The organism is Vibrio sp. R15-SG3-ISO1A (assembly GCF_059833955.1).
In genome coordinates this window covers 12,295-30,767 of the sequence record NZ_JCBDGH010000073.1, presented here as the reverse complement: position 1 = coordinate 30,767, position 18,473 = coordinate 12,295, and the positions used below count along the sequence as shown (strand labels likewise).

Genomic DNA, 18,473 nt, shown 5'->3' with positions numbered 1-18,473 from the left:
CTCTGGGGTACGCGTCAGCACAAAGACTTTCTTGATCGCCATTTGGCGCGCTTTCTCTACCAAGTACTGAACAATCGCACTGCCCTGTCCCTGACCTTGCCAGCCCGCTTCCACCCCTAATGAGCGAATCTCGGCCAAACCAGAATCGTAGACGTAAAGTGAGGCGCAGCCAGTCACTTCTCCATGATGTTCCGCCACCGCGAACGAGCCGATGTCTCTCACCAGTTCATTACGTGAACGCGGTAAGTTCTCACCCATGTTCGCCCAGTAGGTCACCATGCCTTCCAGCGCTTCAATGTCGGTCAAACGTGCAGGTCGCACATTAACGGTGTTGTTGTCGCGCTTGATCAAACGGCCTTCCGCCTGCTCAACGGCGTACGCCACTTGTTTGGGTGACACACCGCCAAGCGCACTGCGTTTCTCTAGACACGATTCGATGGTGAGAATGTCATACACATCGTTCTCAATCACCGCAGAGAAGGCTTTGAGCTCATCTAATGATAGCTCTTCAAGAGCGCAGCCTTTCTCAATCGCGCCCACCACAGCAACGCCAACAATGTGGTGCGCTTCACGGAATGGAATGCCTTTGGCGACCAAGTAGTCGGCCAATTCGGTGGCGTTTGCATACCCTTGCTTCGCCGCCTCCAAGGTGCGCTCACCGTTGACTTTGATGCCATCAAAACAGAGTGCGGCCATTTCCATGCAATCGTTCCAGGTGTCGAGTGCATCAAACAGACCTTCTTTGTCTTCTTGCATGTCTTTGTTGTAAGCCAGAGGCAAGGCTTTGACGGTCATCATCATCCCGGCTAACGAGCCATAGACGCGACCTGTTTTGCCACGAATCAATTCGAGTGCGTCAGGGTTTTTCTTCTGCGGCATCAACGATGAGCCGGAGGTGACGGTATCAGCCAACTCGATGAAATTGGATTCACCTGAGTTGTAGAAAATCATATCTTCTGCCAGACGCGACAAGTGCAGCATGGAAATCGAAGCGACAGACATCAGCTCCATCACATGATCCCGGTCAGACACTGAGTCGAGGGAGTTACGCGTGGCACGACGAAAGCCCAAATTATGCGCCAACACTTCACGATCAATCGGGTAAGCCGTTCCCGCCAACGCACCGGAGCCCAGCGGGCAAGTATCAAGACGTTCAATCGCATCATGCAGACGTGAGTAGTCACGCTCAAACATCTCCACGTAGGCTAAACACCAGTGGGCAAACGTAACAGGCTGCGCGCGTTGCAGGTGCGTGTAACCCGGTAATACCGTGGCTTGATGTTGCTTGGCGACAGAGACCATTTGCGCTTGCAGGCGATCCAGCGCGATTAGCAGTTGCTGGCCTTGCTGACGACACCAAAGTTTGAGGTCAGTGGCGACTTGGTCGTTACGTGAACGGCCCGTGTGCAGTTTTTTACCCAGATCGCCGACTTTGCTGATCAGCTGCTGCTCTACCCAAGAGTGGATATCTTCCGCATCTGAACGCAAGATTTGGTGCGGGTCTTCCATCACTTCAAGCTTAAGCTCGTTTAACGCCAGCTCTAATTTCTGCTGCTCTTCTTCACTCAACACATTGACAGAAAGCAGCGCTTTCGACCATGCGATAGAGCCGACGATATCTTGCTCTGCCAATCGGTAATCAAAACGCAATGAATCGTTGAATTCTTTGAATCTTGTATCTGCTGCTTGGGTAAATCTTCCGCCCCATAATGCCATTGCGTTTCTCCTGATTACCAGTGCTCACTGTGCGTTTGACAGCGCGTTTGCTAAAACAATCTCTGAATGGAATTCAGTATTTTTTTGATGGGTCAACGTTACGGCAAATTCAGACAAAAATAAAGTATTAATTCATTATTTTTACATATTTATTCATGACTATTTTCTGTCGCCTGTAACGAAACAAGCCCATCTTTTCAGATGGGCTTGAGTAAGATAACAAGACAGTTCGGGAAGATCGATTACGATTTTTTCTGACTGTTCAAAGCGCGGATACGGCTCGATAGTGAGTAGAGACGAATGAATCCGCCTGCGTGGCTTTGGTCGTACACTTCATCTTCACCAAAGGTCGCAAACTCTTCGCTGTAGAGGCTGTTGTCCGAACGCTTCTGCGTTACCGTTGCTTGACCTTTGTACAGCTTCACAACCACCTCGCCATTGACATCCTGCGCCAACTCTTCAGACGCCGCTAGGATAGACTTACACAGTGGTGTGAACCAGCGACCATCGTACACAAGGTGTGACGCTTTTAGGCCCAGCTCTTCGCGGAACTCAAATGACGCTTTATCCAACACCAGTTGCTCAACCGCGCGCAGCGCTTCCATCATGATGGTGCCACCCGGAGTTTCGTAGCAGCCGCGAGACTTCATGCCGACCAAACGGTTCTCAACGATGTCGATACGACCCACACCGTGCTTCGCACCTTTTTCATTGAGGTAAACCAGTGCGTTGTATGGCGTCATAGTTTCACCATCAACCGCCACCACTTCGCCCTTTTCTACTTTGAGGGTGACGTATTCCGCTTCGTTAGGCGCTTGCTCAGGGTCAACGGTCCATACCCAGCAATCTTCGTTTGGTGCATTCCAAGTATCTTCTAGCACACCACCTTCGGTTGAGATGTGCCAAGCGTTAGCATCACGCGAGTAGATTTTAGTCAGCGACGCACTACAAGGGATGTTGCGCTCAGCTAGGTAATCCAGACACTCTTCACGGCTGACCAAGTCCCACTCACGCCACGGCGCAATCACTTGCAAGTCAGGGGCGAGCGCAGCAAACGCGCCTTCGAAACGCACTTGGTCGTTACCTTTACCGGTACAGCCGTGACACAAAGCATCTGCACCGACTTTACGTGCAATCTCAACTTGCGCTTTGGCAATGATAGGACGAGCCATTGAGGTGCCGAGCAAGTACTTGCCTTCGTAGTATGCGCCGGTTTTCAGCGTTGGGTAGATGTACTGTGCCACCATCTCTTCTTTGAGATCGACCACGTAACACTCAGACGCACCGGATGCTTTCGCTTTTTCTTCGATGCCAACCAACTCTTCTTCGCCTTGGCCGACATCAGCGACAAACGCGACCACTTCACAGTCATAGTTCTCTTTTAGCCACGGGATGATCACTGAGGTATCAAGACCACCAGAGTAGGCGACGACGACTTTGTTTACTTGTACTTTGCTCATTTTATTCTCTCCAACATCCAGCGCGGCGTATGGCCCTAGCGCTGGGTGATTAATCTGCTTTGGTGCCCTGCATCAAATCAAGCGGACACCCTGTGTTTGTTTGGCAGTGACCACAAGTCACTGCACGAATCTCTTTGTGTTTATGGCTTAGGTAAAAACTGAGTGCCGATGCTTTGCCCTGCGAACAGCTCAACGAGCTTTTCTGGGTAGCGCCATGTCGCTACTTCAATCGGACGACCTAAGTCATTCGCCGCTTCCAACGCTGCGTTGACTTTCACAATCATGCCATCGGTGATCACTTGGCCTTTGATCAGGCTTTGTGCTTTCTCTTCATCTAAGCTTTTGATGAGGTGGCCTTTACCATCCAGTACACCACTCACATCTGACAACAACACCAATTCTGCATCCAGTGCGCCAGCCACTGCGACCGCTGCTTGGTCGGCATTCACGTTCATCAACTGGCCGTCTTGCGTCAAGCCAATCGAGCTAATGATCGGCAGTGCGCCCGTCGCCAAAATCGCTTGCAACACGGTAGAATCGCCAGGTGATGCTTTGCCTACCGCGCCGAGTTCCGGATCCAACTCTTGAACCTGACACAAACCGCCATCGGCTAAGCTCAACCCTACTGCATTCAGGCCATCTTTAATCGCTTGCCCTTGCAGTAGCTTGTTGGCCGTACCAGCCAATGCACCCGCAATGACAGGAATTTGGTCATAAGGCGTCACACGTAGACCCTGTTTTTTGACCGTTTCAAGATTGAGCTTGGCCATAAGATCGTCCACTAAGTATCCGCCGCCGTGGACGATCACAATTCGTCGCTGCGCCTGAGTTTGGTAATTAGCGATGGCGCCAAACACTTGGCTGAGCGTCTCGGTGCAAGAAAGTGCCGCACCGCCTAATTTGATCACTAATGGCGTTTGATTGTTGTCTGTCATTACTCTTACCTCTACCGCTTGATGACTCAGTTTCAACCTTAACGATTGAGACTATACAAGGGCAGTTAACTCGGGATATCCGTAGTGGATGTTTAAACATTGCATCGCTTGACTCGATGCGCCTTTGAGCAAGTTATCAATCGCCGATACGACAATGATGTGCTCGCCCTGAACCTTCCAGCCAATATCGCAGAAAGGCGTGTTTTCGACGTTCTGAATCGAAGGCAGTGTCGTCGTGTGCAGACGAACGGCCGGTTTGTTCTGATAGGCGTTAGTAAACGCTTGTGCTACTTGCTCAGCCGTCACACCAGACGCTAGCTTCATAGTGATAGTCGCCAAAATCCCACGTTTAAAATTGCCCAGATGAGGAGTGAAGATCACATCGCAACCCAGATGCGTGGCAATTTCCGGTTGGTGGCGGTGAGTAAACACGCCATAAGGCTGAAGACTCACTTCACAAAAGCTGTTCGTCAGTGAGGCTTTGCGCCCCGCGCCCGACACACCACTTGTCGCATTGATGACTGGCCACTGAGTTGTATCAACTAACCCAGATTGCAATAGTGGCTTGATGGCAAGTTGTGACGCAGTGGGATAACAACCCGGCACCGCAATAAGCTGACTCTGTTTAATGCCTGGCTCATTCCACTCGGCAAGACCATAGGTAGCATTTTCTAGCAGCTGTTCGAACTGGTGCTCAAAACCATAGAACTCACTGTAGAAGCCCTCTTTTTTGACCCGAAAAGCGCCCGAGAGATCAAACACCTGGCAGCCTTGCTCAAGCAATGGCGCGGCTAAATCGTGGCTTACTTCATGGGCAGTCGCAAGAAAAACCACGTCGCTCTCTTTGCCAACCTTTGCCACGTCAACGAGCGGCTGCACTGGCTCGGTCACTAAACCTTGTAACTTGGGGTGCAGTGTCGCAATGCTCTTACCTGCATCGACGCTATTGGCGGACACATATAAACCTGCTAGCGTAAGCTCTGGGTGTTTTTGCACCATGAGCGCCAATTCTGCGCCTGTGTAGCCGCTGGCACCGATGATTGTGGTTTTTAGCATCTCGACATCCATAATTGGGTTAAAAACGCCACCCAAAGAGTGACTATAAATTTACAAACTTTAGCTTTTAATGGTTTTTTATTCATTAAAAGTGATTTATTATGTGTTTTACCTTCTTAATAGAATTATGTCAACAGGGAATGCGAACTAAATATGCAATTACCTAGCTTTATAGAGGTCTACCGCGGCCTTATTTCTACCTCATCCATCAGCTCGACTGACCCACGCTGGGATGAAGGCAATCAGCAAGTCATTGAAAAGCTCGCAGACTGGCTCAAAGACATCGGCTTTCAGGTCGAAGTCACGCAAGTCGAACCGGGCAAGTTCAACCTGATGGCAAAGAAAGGCTCAGGAGAAGGCGGCTTATTGCTGGCCGGACACAGCGATACGGTGCCATTTGATGAAGGACGCTGGAACTACAACCCTCACGCCCTAACAGAAGACAACAACCGTTTCTACGGCTTAGGTACAGCCGATATGAAAGGCTTTTTTGCCTTTATTATTGAAGCGGTAAAAAAGGTCGACTGGAGCAAACAAAGCAAACCGCTCTACATCTTAGCCACATGCGATGAAGAGACGACCATGCTCGGCGCTCGTCATTTCACTGAACACGCCCCGTTTAAACCGGACTACTGCATCATTGGCGAGCCAACCAGTTTAGTGCCTATTCGTGGCCACAAAGGGCACGTCGCCAATGCCGTGCGCGTGACCGGTAAATCGGGCCACTCTTCCGACCCTGCGCTTGGTGTCAACGCCATCGAGATCATGCATGAAGTGTTGTACGCGCTAATGCAACTGCGCGACAAACTGATCAAAGAGTATCATCACCCAGGGTTCGCGATTCCGAGCCCGACTCTCAATTTGGGTCACATCCACGGCGGCGACAGCGCCAATCGGATCTGTGGCTGCTGCGAGCTGCATTATGACGTGAGACCGCTGCCCGGTATCAGTTTGGATGGCCTCGACAACATGCTGCGCGGCGCACTGAAAGACGTCGAAACCAAATGGCCCGGCCGAATTGAAATCACGCCGCTGCATGAGCCGATCCCGGGTTATGAGTGTCAACATGATCACCCGTTTATTGGTGGTATGGAGTCCATTTGTGGCATGGACGCTGAAACGGTCAACTACTGCACCGAAGCGCCGTTTTTGCAGCAGTTATGTCCGACCTTGGTGCTTGGCCCCGGCTCGATTGACCAAGCCCACCAGCCCGATGAATTCCTCGCCTTCGATTTTATCGATCCGACCATCGATGTACTGTCAAAAGCCATGTACAAATACTGTTTCTAAAAACAGACACGTCGCTCTGCTCGGTGACTTTCCTCTCGAGCAGAGCAATCTTTCGTCGTTAGCCACTTCAAATGTAATTAAATTTCACCCATTTTCTCTGGGGTTGGATGCTTTTTGCCCATTGATATCGATTGCATAATATTTGCAAACTTTGCATGTGATAATTGACTCTAAGCGACATTTTTCGCTAGATTGTTGGCTTATCAAAAGAACAATGGATGTAATTTTTTTACAAGGCAGGACGACAATGAATGAGAAATACTCTGCTCTTCGAAGCAACGTAAGCATGCTCGGGCACTTGCTCGGCAACACCATTAAGGATGCTCATGGTGAAGCACTGCTCGATAAAGTAGAAACAATTCGTAAGCTTTCTAAATCTGCCCTCGCAGGCAACAAAGAAGACCGCGAGAGCTTGATTGAAGAGATCAAAAACCTGCCAAACGAGCAGTTAACTCCGGTTGCGCACGCGTTCAACCAGTTCCTCAACCTCACCAACATGGCGGAGCAGTACCATACGATTTCACGCCATTGTGATGAGCACGTGTGTGAGCCGGACGCCATCAACAGCTTGTTTGCCAAACTGAGCAATAATGAGATCAGCAAACTAGATACCGCTCAGGCTGTGCGCGATCTGAATATCGAATTGGTGCTCACGGCGCACCCGACGGAGATCACCCGTCGTACCATGATCAACAAACTGGTTAAAATCAACAAATGCTTGTCCAAGCTTGAGCTTGGCGACCTGTCCGCCAAAGAGCGCCAAAAGACCGAACGCCGCCTTGAGCAGCTGATTGCCCAAAGCTGGCATTCTGACACCATTCGTAAGCAGCGCCCAACTCCGCTCGATGAAGCGAAATGGGGCTTTGCTGTGGTTGAAAACTCACTGTGGGAAGCCGTGCCTGACTTCTTGCGTGAGCTTGACGACAAACTCACCGATTACCTTGGTGAAGGGCTGCCTATCGATGCTCGCCCTGTTCATTTTTCATCTTGGATGGGCGGCGATCGCGACGGCAACCCGTTTGTCACCCACACCATCACCCGTGAAGTCATGTTGCTTTCTCGCTGGAAAGCCGCGGATCTCTATCTCAGCGATGTCAACGAGTTGGTCAGTGAACTGTCCATGACGCGCTGCAACGACGCGGTGAGAGCACTCGCTGGCGATGATGAGCATGAACCTTACCGTGCCGTGCTCAAAGAGCTGCGTGAACTGCTGACCGACACCAAAGACATCCTTGATGCTAAGATCCATGGTCAGAAACTAGCAGTCAAAGCGCCACTGCAACGCATCGCACAGCTGTGGGATCCCCTCTACGCTTGCTACCAGTCACTGCATGAGTGTGGCATGGGCAAGATTGCAGATGGTTCACTGCTCGACACCTTACGCCGCATCAAAGCCTTTGGCGTGCACTTGGTACGTTTGGATATTCGTCAAGAGAGTACCCGTCATTCGGATGTCCTGTCAGAGCTGACGCGCTACCTGGGCATTGGCGATTACGACCAATGGAGCGAGCAAGATAAGATTGCGTTCCTGACCAATGAACTGGCGTCCAAGCGCCCACTTCTGCCACGCGATTGGGAACCCTCTGAACCTGTCAAAGAGGTACTCGACACCTGTAAGATCATTGCCGCTCAGCCTCGCGAAGCATTTGGCGCATACGTAATTTCTATGGCACGTACCGCCTCTGATGTTCTCGCGGTACACTTGCTGCTGCAAGAGTCGGGCTGCCCGTACCGTATGGATGTTTGCCCGCTGTTTGAAACGCTCGACGACCTCAATAACGCCGAAGCGGTCATCAAACAGCTGATGAGCATCGACTTGTACCGCGGATTCATTCAAAACCACCAAATGGTGATGATCGGCTACTCGGATTCCGCCAAAGACGCTGGCGTCATGTCGGCCGGTTGGGCCCAGTACCACGCAATGGAGTCCTTGGTCAAAGTGGCGGATGAGGAAGGCGTAGAGTTGACCCTCTTCCACGGTCGCGGCGGCACGATTGGCCGTGGCGGTGCACCGGCACATGCAGCGCTGCTGTCTCAGCCACCAAAGAGCTTGAAAGGCGGCCTACGCGTAACAGAGCAAGGTGAGATGATTCGCTTTAAACTCGGTTTACCTGAAGTGGCGGTCAACAGTTTCAACCTCTACGCGAGTGCAATTCTCGAGGCAAACCTGCTGCCACCACCAGAGCCGAAACAAGAGTGGCGCGATCTGATGAATGTGCTGTCTGAAGTGAGCTGTGAAGCCTATCGTGGCATTGTACGCGGCGAACCAGACTTCGTGCCTTACTTCCGTCAAGCAACGCCAGAGCTGGAGCTTGGTAAACTACCACTGGGCTCTCGCCCAGCTAAGCGTAATCCGAACGGCGGTGTAGAGAGCCTACGTGCGATTCCTTGGATTTTCTCTTGGAGCCAAAACCGGCTCGTACTACCGGCATGGCTAGGCGCAGGTGAAGCGATTCAATACTCCGTCGACAAAGGGCACCAAGCACTACTGGAAGAGATGTGTCGTGAATGGCCATTCTTCTCAACCCGTCTTGGAATGCTCGAAATGGTCTACAGCAAGTGTAATATCGACATTTCTCGCTACTACGATGAACGCCTAGCAGATCCTGAGCTGCTGCCTCTCGGCGATCGCCTACGTGCACAGCTACAAAAAGACATCAAAACCGTACTGAATGTCGAAAACAACGAGAACTTGATGCAGAGCGACCCGTGGGGACAAGAGTCCATTCGCCTGCGCAATATCTATGTTGAGCCATTGAACATGCTGCAAGCAGAGCTGCTCTATCGTACGCGTCAAACTGACGAGCCATCGGAAGAGCTTGAAGAAGCCTTAATGCTCACCATCGCAGGTATTGCGGCAGGCATGCGTAACACCGGCTAAGCCTAGCGCACAAAATTTGGGCGCTCACCGCCCCATTAAACCTAAAAGGCCGATAGTCATCTATCGGCCTTTTTTATTATAAAACAAATACTAACGAGGAAAATGAGCTACGACACTGCGCCGAAATAGCGTCAAATATTGTATGGAATACCAAAAATACAATTTTTCAGGCATAATATTTCTAAGTTAGGACAAAATAACTCACCATTAAAAATAAAAAACTACAGGTAAAAATCTATTGAGTCTTTTATCAGTTTTTTAGGCAACATTGTCCTTCTATTCTACTTTATGCTTATTATTTAGATATACTACTCAGCCATCGCAAGTGACTATAACAACACCAGCTTGCGTATCGATAGTATATCGACCTAGGTGATAGATGGCTTTTTAAGGTGACATGGCCAACACATTGTTGGCGCCGCTTGACAAAAGAATTCGTGCCAAAGAAGCACACACAAGATTAAGCGGTTGTATTTTGAAGTTTATTGACCATTTGGATTGAAGACATGTCATTACCACACGTTATTTTAACGGTCCTGAGCACTCGTGATGCGACGGGCTACGATATTACCAAAGAATTTTCTGCCACTATCGGCTACTTTTGGAAAGCAAGCCACCAGCAAGTCTACCGCGAACTGAACAAAATGGCGCAAAACAATCTTGTGACCTGTGTTCTCGAGCCTCAAGAAGGCAAACCCGATCGTAAAGTGTACTCCATTACCGATGCCGGCCGTACTGCATTAGGTGAGTGGTTTGATCAACCGACCGCGCACCCTACGGTACGTGATGAGTTCTGTGCAAAGTTGATGGCGTGTGCTATCCAACCCTCTGCACCGTTTCGCACTCAGCTCGCTGAGCTCATCGATGAGTCACGCAAGCTAGTCGCGCACTACCAAGAAATCGAGAGCGGTTACTACTCAACGCCTGCGACCCTAGACAAGCAGCAACGTCTAGAGCGTCTCACGCTGCGTCGTAATCTTCTGATTCGTCAAACTTGGATTGATTGGGCAGAAGAAGTGCTCGCTGAGTTGAACGACATGGCGTAATAGCCCTGACTTAACCGTATTAGGTTGAAAGAGACAAAAAAGTCAGCGTGATGCTGACTTTTTTCTTTTCTCGGCTAAGTGGCAAACATAACATCGTGGCAAACATAGCCTCGTGGTAAACATAGCATCAAAGCGCTCACGACTTAGATCCCATCACCACCAATGAAGCTTTGTGACTTGCCATTGAACTGTTGGTCCATATCCAAAGAGGGCTTATCGGTTTTCGGTCGACCAACAATTTTGGCTGGCACACCCGCAACCGTCGTGTGTGGCGGCACAGGCTGAAGGACAACGGAACACGAACCAATCTTCGCCCCTTCACCCACTTCAATATTACCCAGTATTTTCGCCCCGGCGCCAATCATTACACCTTCACGAATTTTCGGGTGACGATCCCCGCACTCTTTACCGGTACCACCCAAGGTGACGTCTTGCAAAATGGAGACATCATCTTCGACCACCGCTGTCTCACCGATGACGATACCGGTCGCATGATCGAGCATGATGCCGCGACCGATTCTCGCTGCTGGGTGAATATCGACCTGACACGCAACAGAGATTTGGTTTTGCAAATAGGTGGCGAGCGCCATGCGCCCTTGCTTCCAAAGCCAGTTGGCAACACGGTAGCCTTGCAGGGCGTGATACCCCTTTAAGTACAGCAGCGGCATGGAGTACATAGAGACTGCAGGGTCGCGGTTGACCGTCGCACAGATATCACAGGCCGCCGCGGCAGTAATATTGGGATCGGAGTTAAAGGCTTCCTCAACCACCTCTCGCACCGCCATAGCAGGCATTGAAGCCGTATTGAGTTTGTTGGCCAAAATATAACTCAGCGCCGCCGCTAAACTGTCATGCTTAATGATGGTCGCATGATAGAAGCTGGCGAGCATCGGCTCTTGCTCAGAGAGCTCACGCGCTTCTCGAACAATGGTCTGCCAGACTTTCTGTTTCTCACAATGTTTCATGTTACTTGCTCGTCCCTAATTCTCCCTGGCCTTACATGAGTAAGGTGTGCACCTTATGAGTCACCTCATGACGCTTATGCTTCGGCTTTCTTATCACGCGCCAGCAAATCTTGCGCGGCTAGGCGTGCGTCCTTCCCTTGATACAATACTTGATAAATTTGGTCAACAATCGGCATCTCGACACCGACACGCTCAGCGAGTAAGAACACCTCTTTGGTGTTACGATAGCCCTCAACCACTTGGCCAATCTCTTGCTGCGCCGTGTCGACATCTTTGCCTTGACCCAGTGCCAATCCAAAACGGCGATTGCGCGATTGGTTGTCCGTACAGGTCAACACCAGATCGCCTAAACCCGCCATGCCCATAAAGGTCTCGGCTTGCGCACCTAGCGCCGCGCCCAATCGGCTCATCTCCGCTAAGCCACGGGTAATCAGCGCGGTTCGCGCATTAGCACCAAAACCGATACCGTCGGACATGCCTGCGCCAATCGCGATGACGTTTTTCACCGCGCCGCCAAGCTGCATACCGATAAAGTCACTGTTGGCATAGACTCGGAAGGTTTTGCTGCAATGAATTTTCTCTTGCAGATCTTTCACAAACTCGGCATCCGGCGAAGCCACAGAAATCGCCGTCGGCATCCCCATCGCGAGCTCTTTTGCAAAGGTCGGCCCAGAGAGCACAGCAAGGGAATATTGATCGCCAATCACATCGTGGGCGACATCTTTCAGCAATCGACCGGTTTCTGGCTCTAGCCCTTTGGTCGCCCAGCAGATGCGAGTGTCTGAGCGCAAATAGGGCTTAACACTGTTCAACACCAGACCAAATACGTGGCTTGGCACCACCACAAGGAGATCTCGACTGGCACTGACGGCTTTCTCTAAGTCCGTCTCAATGATCAAGCTGTCTGGAAAAGCGATGCCGGGTAAAAATTCTTCGTTGGCGCGTGCGGCTTCAAGACGCGCCATGTGCTCAGGCTCGTGCCCCCATAGCACAACATTGGCACCGTTACGTGCCAACGAAATGGCCAGCGACGTGCCGTATGAGCCTGCGCCGAGTACGGTCATAGAGATTGAACGACCATACGCATTTTGGGATTGTGTGTCTGTCATGGTTCCGCCTAGTTGTCCTGCTGCGTGACTAGAATCTAGTGGTCAGCGTTCGTTTTGCCAACCGCTGAACACAAGATTCTCAAACAAAAAATGCACAGCGCATCGTGATGAGATGCTCTGTGCATTTCGCTAAGGTTGCGTCAGAGCGAAGATTACGCCTGAGCTTCACCCTCACCTTGCTGAGCTTGTTGCTGTAGGTAGTTCATGAACAACGCATCAAAGTTCACTGGCGCTAGGTTCAATTGTGGGAACGTGCCTTTCACCACCAAGCTTGAGATGGTTTCACGCGCGTAAGGGAATAGGATGTTCGGGCAGAATGCGCCTAGGCAGTGCGCCAATTGACCCGCTTCCATTTTCTCAGCCGTGAAGATACCACCTTGCTGAACTTCACAAAGGAATGCTGTGTCGTCTGCGTTCTTCACTGTCACGGTAAGACGAAGCACGACTTCGTAAACACCTTCACCTAGCTCACGGCTTTGCGTGTCGAGATCCAGCTTAACATCTGGGTTCCACTCTTTTTGGAACATGGTTGGTGAGTTCGGTGCTTCAAATGATACGTCTTTTAGGAAGATACGTTGAATTGCGAAGTTTTGAGCTTCTTGTTGCGGTGCTGCTTCAGCCATGGTTCAAATCCTTTCATAGAAAATAGTCTGCCAAGAGACTAACCGAGAGATATGACGCTGACTCGATTTCCACGTTAAATCGTGGCTCTGTTCACATCTCTCTTGAATAAACGCCGATTTTTCAATCAGCGCTCAATGAATTACTTTTTGCCTTTAACCAGAGGTAGGTTCGCTTCACTCCAAGCAATCAAACCGTTTTTGAGAAGATTCACGTTCTCAAAGCCCGCTTTTGCTAGAAGATTCGCGCTTTCTTGCGCCGTCTGACCTGTTTTGCATACTACGATGATTGGGTCGGATTTGTGGTTTTCAAGAGCGCCAAAGCTGCCCGCTTTGATGTCTGATGGCAAAATGTGAACTGCATCCGTGATGTGGCCTTTGCGGAACTCATCTTTTGAGCGGATATCAACCACCACACCGTTTTCACGGTTCATTAATTGAGTCGTTTGCGCTGCCGTGATCTCTTTGTAGGCCGCGGTAGTGGATTTCACGATGTTCATGATAAGGGCAACCAATAGACCCGCCCATACCAAAGAGAGAATCATGTTCTGTTGAAAAAATGCGATGTACTCTTGCATGTCCTGTGCTCTTCGATTTTGGAACTGTACAACGGATGGACAGCCCCCGACTAAAATTCAGCTTGGGAGTATAACGAGGATGATGGGACGGCGCGAGTCAAAAGCGCTCAGAATAAGAATCTGTTGCACATTTCTCGACAAAGACGCCTCTTCTCGCCACGCCATATTGCGCCCCTTGCCTTATGCGCGCGTCACGGGGAAGGCGATAACCTGTTCGATATGCTCAAAGCCTAATGCTAGCATGATCAAACGATCCACCCCTAGCGCCACCCCTGCACACTCAGGCAAACCCGCCTCTAGCGCTGCGATTAAATGGCCGTCCATCGGCTGAACCGGCAAGCCCATCTGCTGGCGTTTCTGGTTGTCTTGCTCAAAACGCGCTTGTTGCTCTTTGGGGTTATCCAATTCGTGGAATCCGTTAGCGAGCTCTATGCCGCGAAAATAGACTTCAAAACGATCCGCAACCCGTTCATCGGTCGGATTAATTTTCGCGAGCGCCGCTTGCGTCGCTGGGAAGTCGTACACAAAAGCAGGACGAGTCTGACCAATCTTGGCTTCCACACCGACACTAAACAGCAGTTGCAACAGCGTATCTCTGTCTTGCTCTGGCTGAGCAATATCCGCCAGCCCCAAGGTGGCAGCGGCGACTTTGAGCTCTTCCATGCTCGCGCTTAACGGACACACACCAAGCACTTGCAAGAAGGCGTTTTGGTAGCTCATTCGCTCAGCCGGCGCCACGTTTAGGACCTGCTGCAACAAATCGTCCATCTCATCCATCAATTGGTGATGGTCAAAACCCACCCGGTACCACTCCAACATGGTGAACTCCGGATTGTGGTAGCGGCCGCTCTCTTCGTTACGAAATGCCTTGTTGATCTGATAAATCGAACCACTACCCGCAGCCAATAAGCGTTTCATGTGAAACTCAGGACTGGTCATTAAATAGAGCGCTTGCCCATCGGCATAGCCAGGACCGACAAACTGAGTTTGAAAGGTGTGCAAGTGAATGTCTGTCACCGTCGCTTGACTCATCGCCGGAGTATCCACCTCCATGACGCCTCGGTCAGCGAAAAATTGGCGTAGGGTTTGTAATACGTGAGCACGCTGTTTCAGCGCTGCGATCGATGCGGTCGGTTGCCAGTTCAAAGCTCTATTCTCTTGAAGTGATTTGCTGCGCAACGTATCACAAAGCCCAACAAGGGTTAAGCAGGCTATCACCGCCCTCATTGATAGCCCACTCATCCCCAACCCTAAGTCGCCGTGATAACTATCACATATCCTAGATTTTTTATGCTCTTATGTGCACTACCGGAGCAAAAACCTAAATACATCAATTTTTCCCTAGAGTGGCTCTTCTACACTACCCCTACCACTTTTGGGGCTTCCCAAAGCAACAATAACAAGCGGAATCATCCGCACTTTCACACTGGAGGATAACTGTGCAAACCATTACCACAGATATCGCAGTCATCGGCGCCGGCGGCGCTGGTCTGAGAACTGCTATTGCAGCAGCTGAAGCAAATCCCGATTTAAACATCGCTTTGATTTCAAAAGTCTATCCTATGCGTTCCCACACGGTTGCTGCAGAAGGTGGATCAGCCGCAGTTATCAAGGATGAAGACAGCCTAGACAACCACTTCAACGACACCGTGGGTGGGGGTGACTGGCTTTGTGAACAGGACGTCGTTGAATACTTTGTTGAAAACGCCACGCGCGAAATGATCCAGATGGAGCAATGGGGTTGCCCTTGGAGTCGGAAAGAAAACGGCGAAGTCAACGTGCGCCGCTTTGGCGGTATGAAGGTCGAGCGAACCTGGTTTGCCGCGGATAAAACTGGCTTCCACATGCTGCACACCCTGTTCCAAACCTCGATGAAATACAACAACATCAACCGTTTTGATGAGTATTTTGTCGTTGACTTGTTGGTGGATGACGGTGAAGTGCAAGGTCTGATTGCCATTCATATGTCGGAAGGGGAGCTGGTCACCATCAAAGCCAAGTCTGTGGTACTGGCCACGGGCGGTGCGGGTCGTGTGTATCACTGTAATACCAACGGCGGTATCGTGACAGGCGATGGCATGGCGATGGCGTATCGTCATGGTGTGCCACTGCGTGATATGGAGTTCGTGCAATACCACCCAACCGGTCTACCTGGTACCGGTATCCTCATGACCGAAGGTTGTCGTGGTGAAGGCGGGATCATCGTCAATAAAAACGGTTACCGCTACCTGCAAGATTACGGCATGGGACCAGAGACACCGGTGGGTCAGCCGAAGAACAAATATATGGAACTCGGGCCACGCGACAAAGTATCCCAAGCGTTCTGGCATGAGCAGCAAAAAGGCAACACCATCAAGCACCCACTCGGTGATGTGGTCCACCTTGATTTGCGCCACCTCGGTGAAGAGTACCTCCAAGAGCGCTTGCCGTTCATCTGTGAACTGGCCAAAGCCTACGTTAACGTTGACCCAGCCAAAGAGCCCATCCCAATTCGTCCAACGGTTCACTACACCATGGGCGGGATCGAAACCAATGGCCAGTGTGAGACACGCATCAAAGGCCTATTTGCGGTCGGTGAGTGTGCGTCTGTTGGTCTGCATGGCGCAAACCGCTTAGGTTCAAACTCCCTGGCTGAGTTTGTTGTGTTTGGCCGCGTGGCGGGCGAGCAAGCCGTGCAGCGCGCCGCCGAGTTCAAAGGTTGGAATGACGCCGCGATTGACGCGCAAATCAAAGAGGTGGAAGCCCGTATTCAAGCCCTAATGAATCAAGAGGGTGACGAAAACTGGGCAGATATTCGCACGGAAATGGGCCACACCATGGAAGCGGGCTGCGGCATCTATCGTCAAGAAGATCTGATGCAAGCAACCATAGATAAAATCACCGAGCTCAAACAGCGCTACAAGCGTATTGGCATCAAGGACAAAGGTAAGGTGTTCAACACCGATCTGCTCTACGCCATCGAAGTGGGTTACGGCCTTGAAGTGGCGGAAGCCATGGTGCATTCGGCGATTTTGCGTAAAGAGTCTCGCGGAGCCCACCAGCGTCTTGATGATGGCTGCACAGAGCGCGATGACGTGAACTTCCTTAAGCACTCCCTCGCCTTCTATCAAGCGGATGCAGCGCCAAGCATCGACTACAGTGATGTCACCATCACCAAGTCACAGCCAAAAGCACGCCTCTACGGTGAAGCCGCTGAAAAAGCCGCCGCACAAGAAGCCGCCGAGAAAAACGCAGAGGAGAAAGCCTAATGTCAGCCAACCGCATTCAAAAAGTCGACATTCTGCGTTATGACCCAGAAACCGACAACGAACCGCACTTTGAAACCTTCCAAGTGCCGTTTGATGAAACCATGTCCATCCTTGATGCGATTGGTTACGTCAAAGACAACTTAGACAAAGAGCTCTCTTACCGCTGGTCCTGCCGCATGGCGATTTGTGGCTCTTGCGGCATCATGGTCAATGGTGTGCCCAAACTGGCGTGTAAGAGCTTTCTGCGTGACTACCCAAATGGCGTCAAAATCGAGCCGTTGGCAAACTTCCCTATCGAAAAAGATTTGATTGTCGATATGACGCCATTCATTGAGCGTCTTGAAGCCATCAAGCCTTACATCATAGGAAACGACCGTAAACCCGAAGACGGCACTAACCTACAGACGCCTGAGCAAATGGCCAAATACAAGCAATTTGCTGGCTGCATCAACTGTGGTTTGTGCTACGCCGCCTGCCCTCAGTTTGGTCTTAACCCTGAGTTCATTGGCCCTGCGGCCCTCACCTTGGCGCATCGTTATAACCTCGACAGCCGCGACAACGGTAAAGCCGAGCGCATGGCGCTGATCAACGGTGACAATGGCGCATGGGGCTGTACCTTCGTCGGCTACTGCTCAGAAGTGTGTCCGAAGAGCGTGGATCCTGCGGCGGCGGTGAACCAAGGCAAAGTCGAATCCTCGATGGACTTCGTGATTGCTATGTTAAAGCCTGACGGCACACCTGCAAAAGAGGAGGCATAAGGATGAGTAACCGTAAACCTTACGTTCGTGAAGTGAAACGCACCTGGTGGAAAGATCATCCGTTTTACCGCTTCTACATGTTGCGAGAAGCAACGGTGTTGCCTTTGGTGCTGTTTACTCTGTTCCTCACCATCGGATTGGGTTCGCTGGTCAAAGGCCCAGAAGCGTGGCAAAGCTGGCTTGGCTTTATGGCAAACCCAGTGGTCATCGCCATCAACATTGTGGCGTTGGCTGGCAGTTTACTGCATGCCCAAACCTTCTTTAGCATGATGCCGCAAGTGATGCCGATTCGCTTAAAAGGCAAACCCGTTGATAAAAAGATCGTCGTTCTCACTCAGTGGGCAGCGGTGGCGTTTATCTCTCTCGTCGTCCTCGTGGTGGTGTAAGGAGCCGTAATCATGAATTCAAATTTCAACGTTAACAGAGCCCCTAAACGCAGTGATGAGCCAGTATGGTGGGGGCTATTTGGCGCTGGCGGTACTTGGTTCGCGATGATCACCCCTGTGACTATTTTGGTCTTAGGTGTGCTGGCCCCGCTGGGCATCATCAGCGCAGACGCATTGAGCTATGATCGTGTATCCGAGTTTGCCACCAGCATCATCGGTGCGCTGTTTATCATCGGCACTCTGGCTCTACCCATGTGGCATGCCATGCACCGTGTCCATCACGGCATGCATGATCTTAAAATCCATGCGGGTGTCGTCGGCAAAATTGCCTGCTACTTCTTCGCAGCCCTTATCTCAGCGTTGGCGGTGATTTTTATCTTTATGATCTAAGCCTCCGTCTATTAAAAATAGAAAGCCCGCTCAAC

The 18,473-nt window shown here is 50.9% G+C and carries 16 protein-coding genes; 7 read left to right on the top strand and 9 right to left on the bottom strand.

All coding sequences use genetic code 11. From position 1 onward, the window contains the following. From argH to argC, 4 genes are all read right to left on the bottom strand, one after another. The coding region (gene argH / locus AC6R0L_RS12245; RefSeq protein ID WP_500629290.1) for an argininosuccinate lyase at nt 1-1,716 on the bottom strand (1,716 nt) is incomplete at its 3' end. Between the two features lie 242 nt (nt 1,717-1,958). Further along, nucleotides 1,959-3,176, bottom strand: a complete 1,218-nt coding sequence (locus AC6R0L_RS12240; protein ID WP_487902577.1) for an argininosuccinate synthase — start codon at nt 3,174-3,176, stop codon at nt 1,959-1,961. Nucleotides 3,177-3,316: 140 nt separating this feature from the next. Further along, nucleotides 3,317-4,111: an acetylglutamate kinase gene (gene argB, locus AC6R0L_RS12235; protein WP_500629289.1), complete on the bottom strand. Its 795-nt coding sequence runs from the start codon at nt 4,109-4,111 to the stop codon at nt 3,317-3,319. 51 nt (nt 4,112-4,162) lie between these two features. Next, nucleotides 4,163-5,167 carry an N-acetyl-gamma-glutamyl-phosphate reductase gene (gene argC, locus AC6R0L_RS12230; protein WP_487902576.1) on the bottom strand — a complete coding sequence of 335 codons (1,005 nt, stop codon included), beginning with the start codon at nt 5,165-5,167 and terminating at the stop codon, nt 4,163-4,165. 153 nt (nt 5,168-5,320) lie between these two features. Between argC and argE the strand changes: the two genes are divergently transcribed. From argE to AC6R0L_RS12215, 3 genes are all read left to right on the top strand, one after another. Next, complete coding sequence (gene argE / locus AC6R0L_RS12225; protein ID WP_500629288.1) at nt 5,321-6,457, top strand: acetylornithine deacetylase; 1,137 nt, start codon at nt 5,321-5,323, stop codon at nt 6,455-6,457. Between the two features lie 247 nt (nt 6,458-6,704). Beyond that, nucleotides 6,705-9,338: a phosphoenolpyruvate carboxylase gene (ppc, locus tag AC6R0L_RS12220; protein ID WP_500629287.1), complete on the top strand. Its 2,634-nt coding sequence runs from the start codon at nt 6,705-6,707 to the stop codon at nt 9,336-9,338. A gap of 506 nt (nt 9,339-9,844) precedes the next feature. Continuing rightward, nucleotides 9,845-10,384: a PadR family transcriptional regulator gene (locus AC6R0L_RS12215; protein WP_334555664.1), complete on the top strand. Its 540-nt coding sequence runs from the start codon at nt 9,845-9,847 to the stop codon at nt 10,382-10,384. 143 nt (nt 10,385-10,527) lie between these two features. Here AC6R0L_RS12215 and cysE read toward each other — a convergent pair whose 3' ends face one another. The 5 genes from cysE to epmA all read right to left on the bottom strand — a co-directional run bounded on the left by cysE (nt 10,528) and on the right by epmA (nt 14,883). Then, nucleotides 10,528-11,349, bottom strand: coding sequence for a serine O-acetyltransferase (gene cysE / locus AC6R0L_RS12210; RefSeq protein ID WP_487902574.1), 822 nt, complete (start codon nt 11,347-11,349; stop codon nt 10,528-10,530). Nucleotides 11,350-11,423: 74 nt separating this feature from the next. Further along, the gene (gene gpsA, locus AC6R0L_RS12205) at nt 11,424-12,458 is read right to left on the bottom strand and encodes an NAD(P)H-dependent glycerol-3-phosphate dehydrogenase (protein ID WP_487902573.1); all 1,035 of its coding nucleotides are present in this window, start codon (nt 12,456-12,458) and stop codon (nt 11,424-11,426) included. 152 nt (nt 12,459-12,610) lie between these two features. Beyond that, nucleotides 12,611-13,081 (bottom strand): protein-export chaperone SecB, encoded by a 471-nt coding sequence (secB, locus tag AC6R0L_RS12200; protein WP_334555667.1) that lies wholly within the window; start codon nt 13,079-13,081, stop codon nt 12,611-12,613. A gap of 140 nt (nt 13,082-13,221) precedes the next feature. After that, nucleotides 13,222-13,656, bottom strand: coding sequence for a rhodanese-like domain-containing protein (locus AC6R0L_RS12195; RefSeq protein WP_334555668.1), 435 nt, complete (start codon nt 13,654-13,656; stop codon nt 13,222-13,224). Nucleotides 13,657-13,836: 180 nt separating this feature from the next. Continuing rightward, on the bottom strand, nt 13,837-14,883 hold the full coding sequence (gene epmA / locus AC6R0L_RS12190; RefSeq protein ID WP_500629291.1) for an elongation factor P--(R)-beta-lysine ligase: 1,047 nt from the start codon (nt 14,881-14,883) through the stop codon (nt 13,837-13,839). A gap of 212 nt (nt 14,884-15,095) precedes the next feature. Here epmA and frdA point away from each other — a divergent pair, with 212 nt between their 5' ends. From frdA to frdD, 4 genes are read left to right on the top strand one after another with little or no spacing between them, the layout of a single operon-like run. Continuing rightward, nucleotides 15,096-16,904, top strand: coding sequence for a fumarate reductase (quinol) flavoprotein subunit (gene frdA / locus AC6R0L_RS12185; RefSeq protein WP_487902572.1), 1,809 nt, complete (start codon nt 15,096-15,098; stop codon nt 16,902-16,904). Beyond that, the gene (locus tag AC6R0L_RS12180) at nt 16,904-17,662 is read left to right on the top strand and encodes a succinate dehydrogenase/fumarate reductase iron-sulfur subunit (protein WP_334555672.1); all 759 of its coding nucleotides are present in this window, start codon (nt 16,904-16,906) and stop codon (nt 17,660-17,662) included. Before frdA ends, AC6R0L_RS12180 begins: the two co-directional genes overlap by 1 nt. A gap of 2 nt (nt 17,663-17,664) precedes the next feature. Further along, a complete protein-coding gene (frdC, locus tag AC6R0L_RS12175) occupies nt 17,665-18,048 on the top strand; it encodes a fumarate reductase subunit FrdC (protein ID WP_487902571.1) in 384 nt (127 codons plus the stop codon). 12 nt (nt 18,049-18,060) lie between these two features. Further along, a complete protein-coding gene (frdD, locus tag AC6R0L_RS12170) occupies nt 18,061-18,438 on the top strand; it encodes a fumarate reductase subunit FrdD (RefSeq protein ID WP_487902570.1) in 378 nt (125 codons plus the stop codon). Nucleotides 18,439-18,473 lie beyond the last annotated feature (35 nt).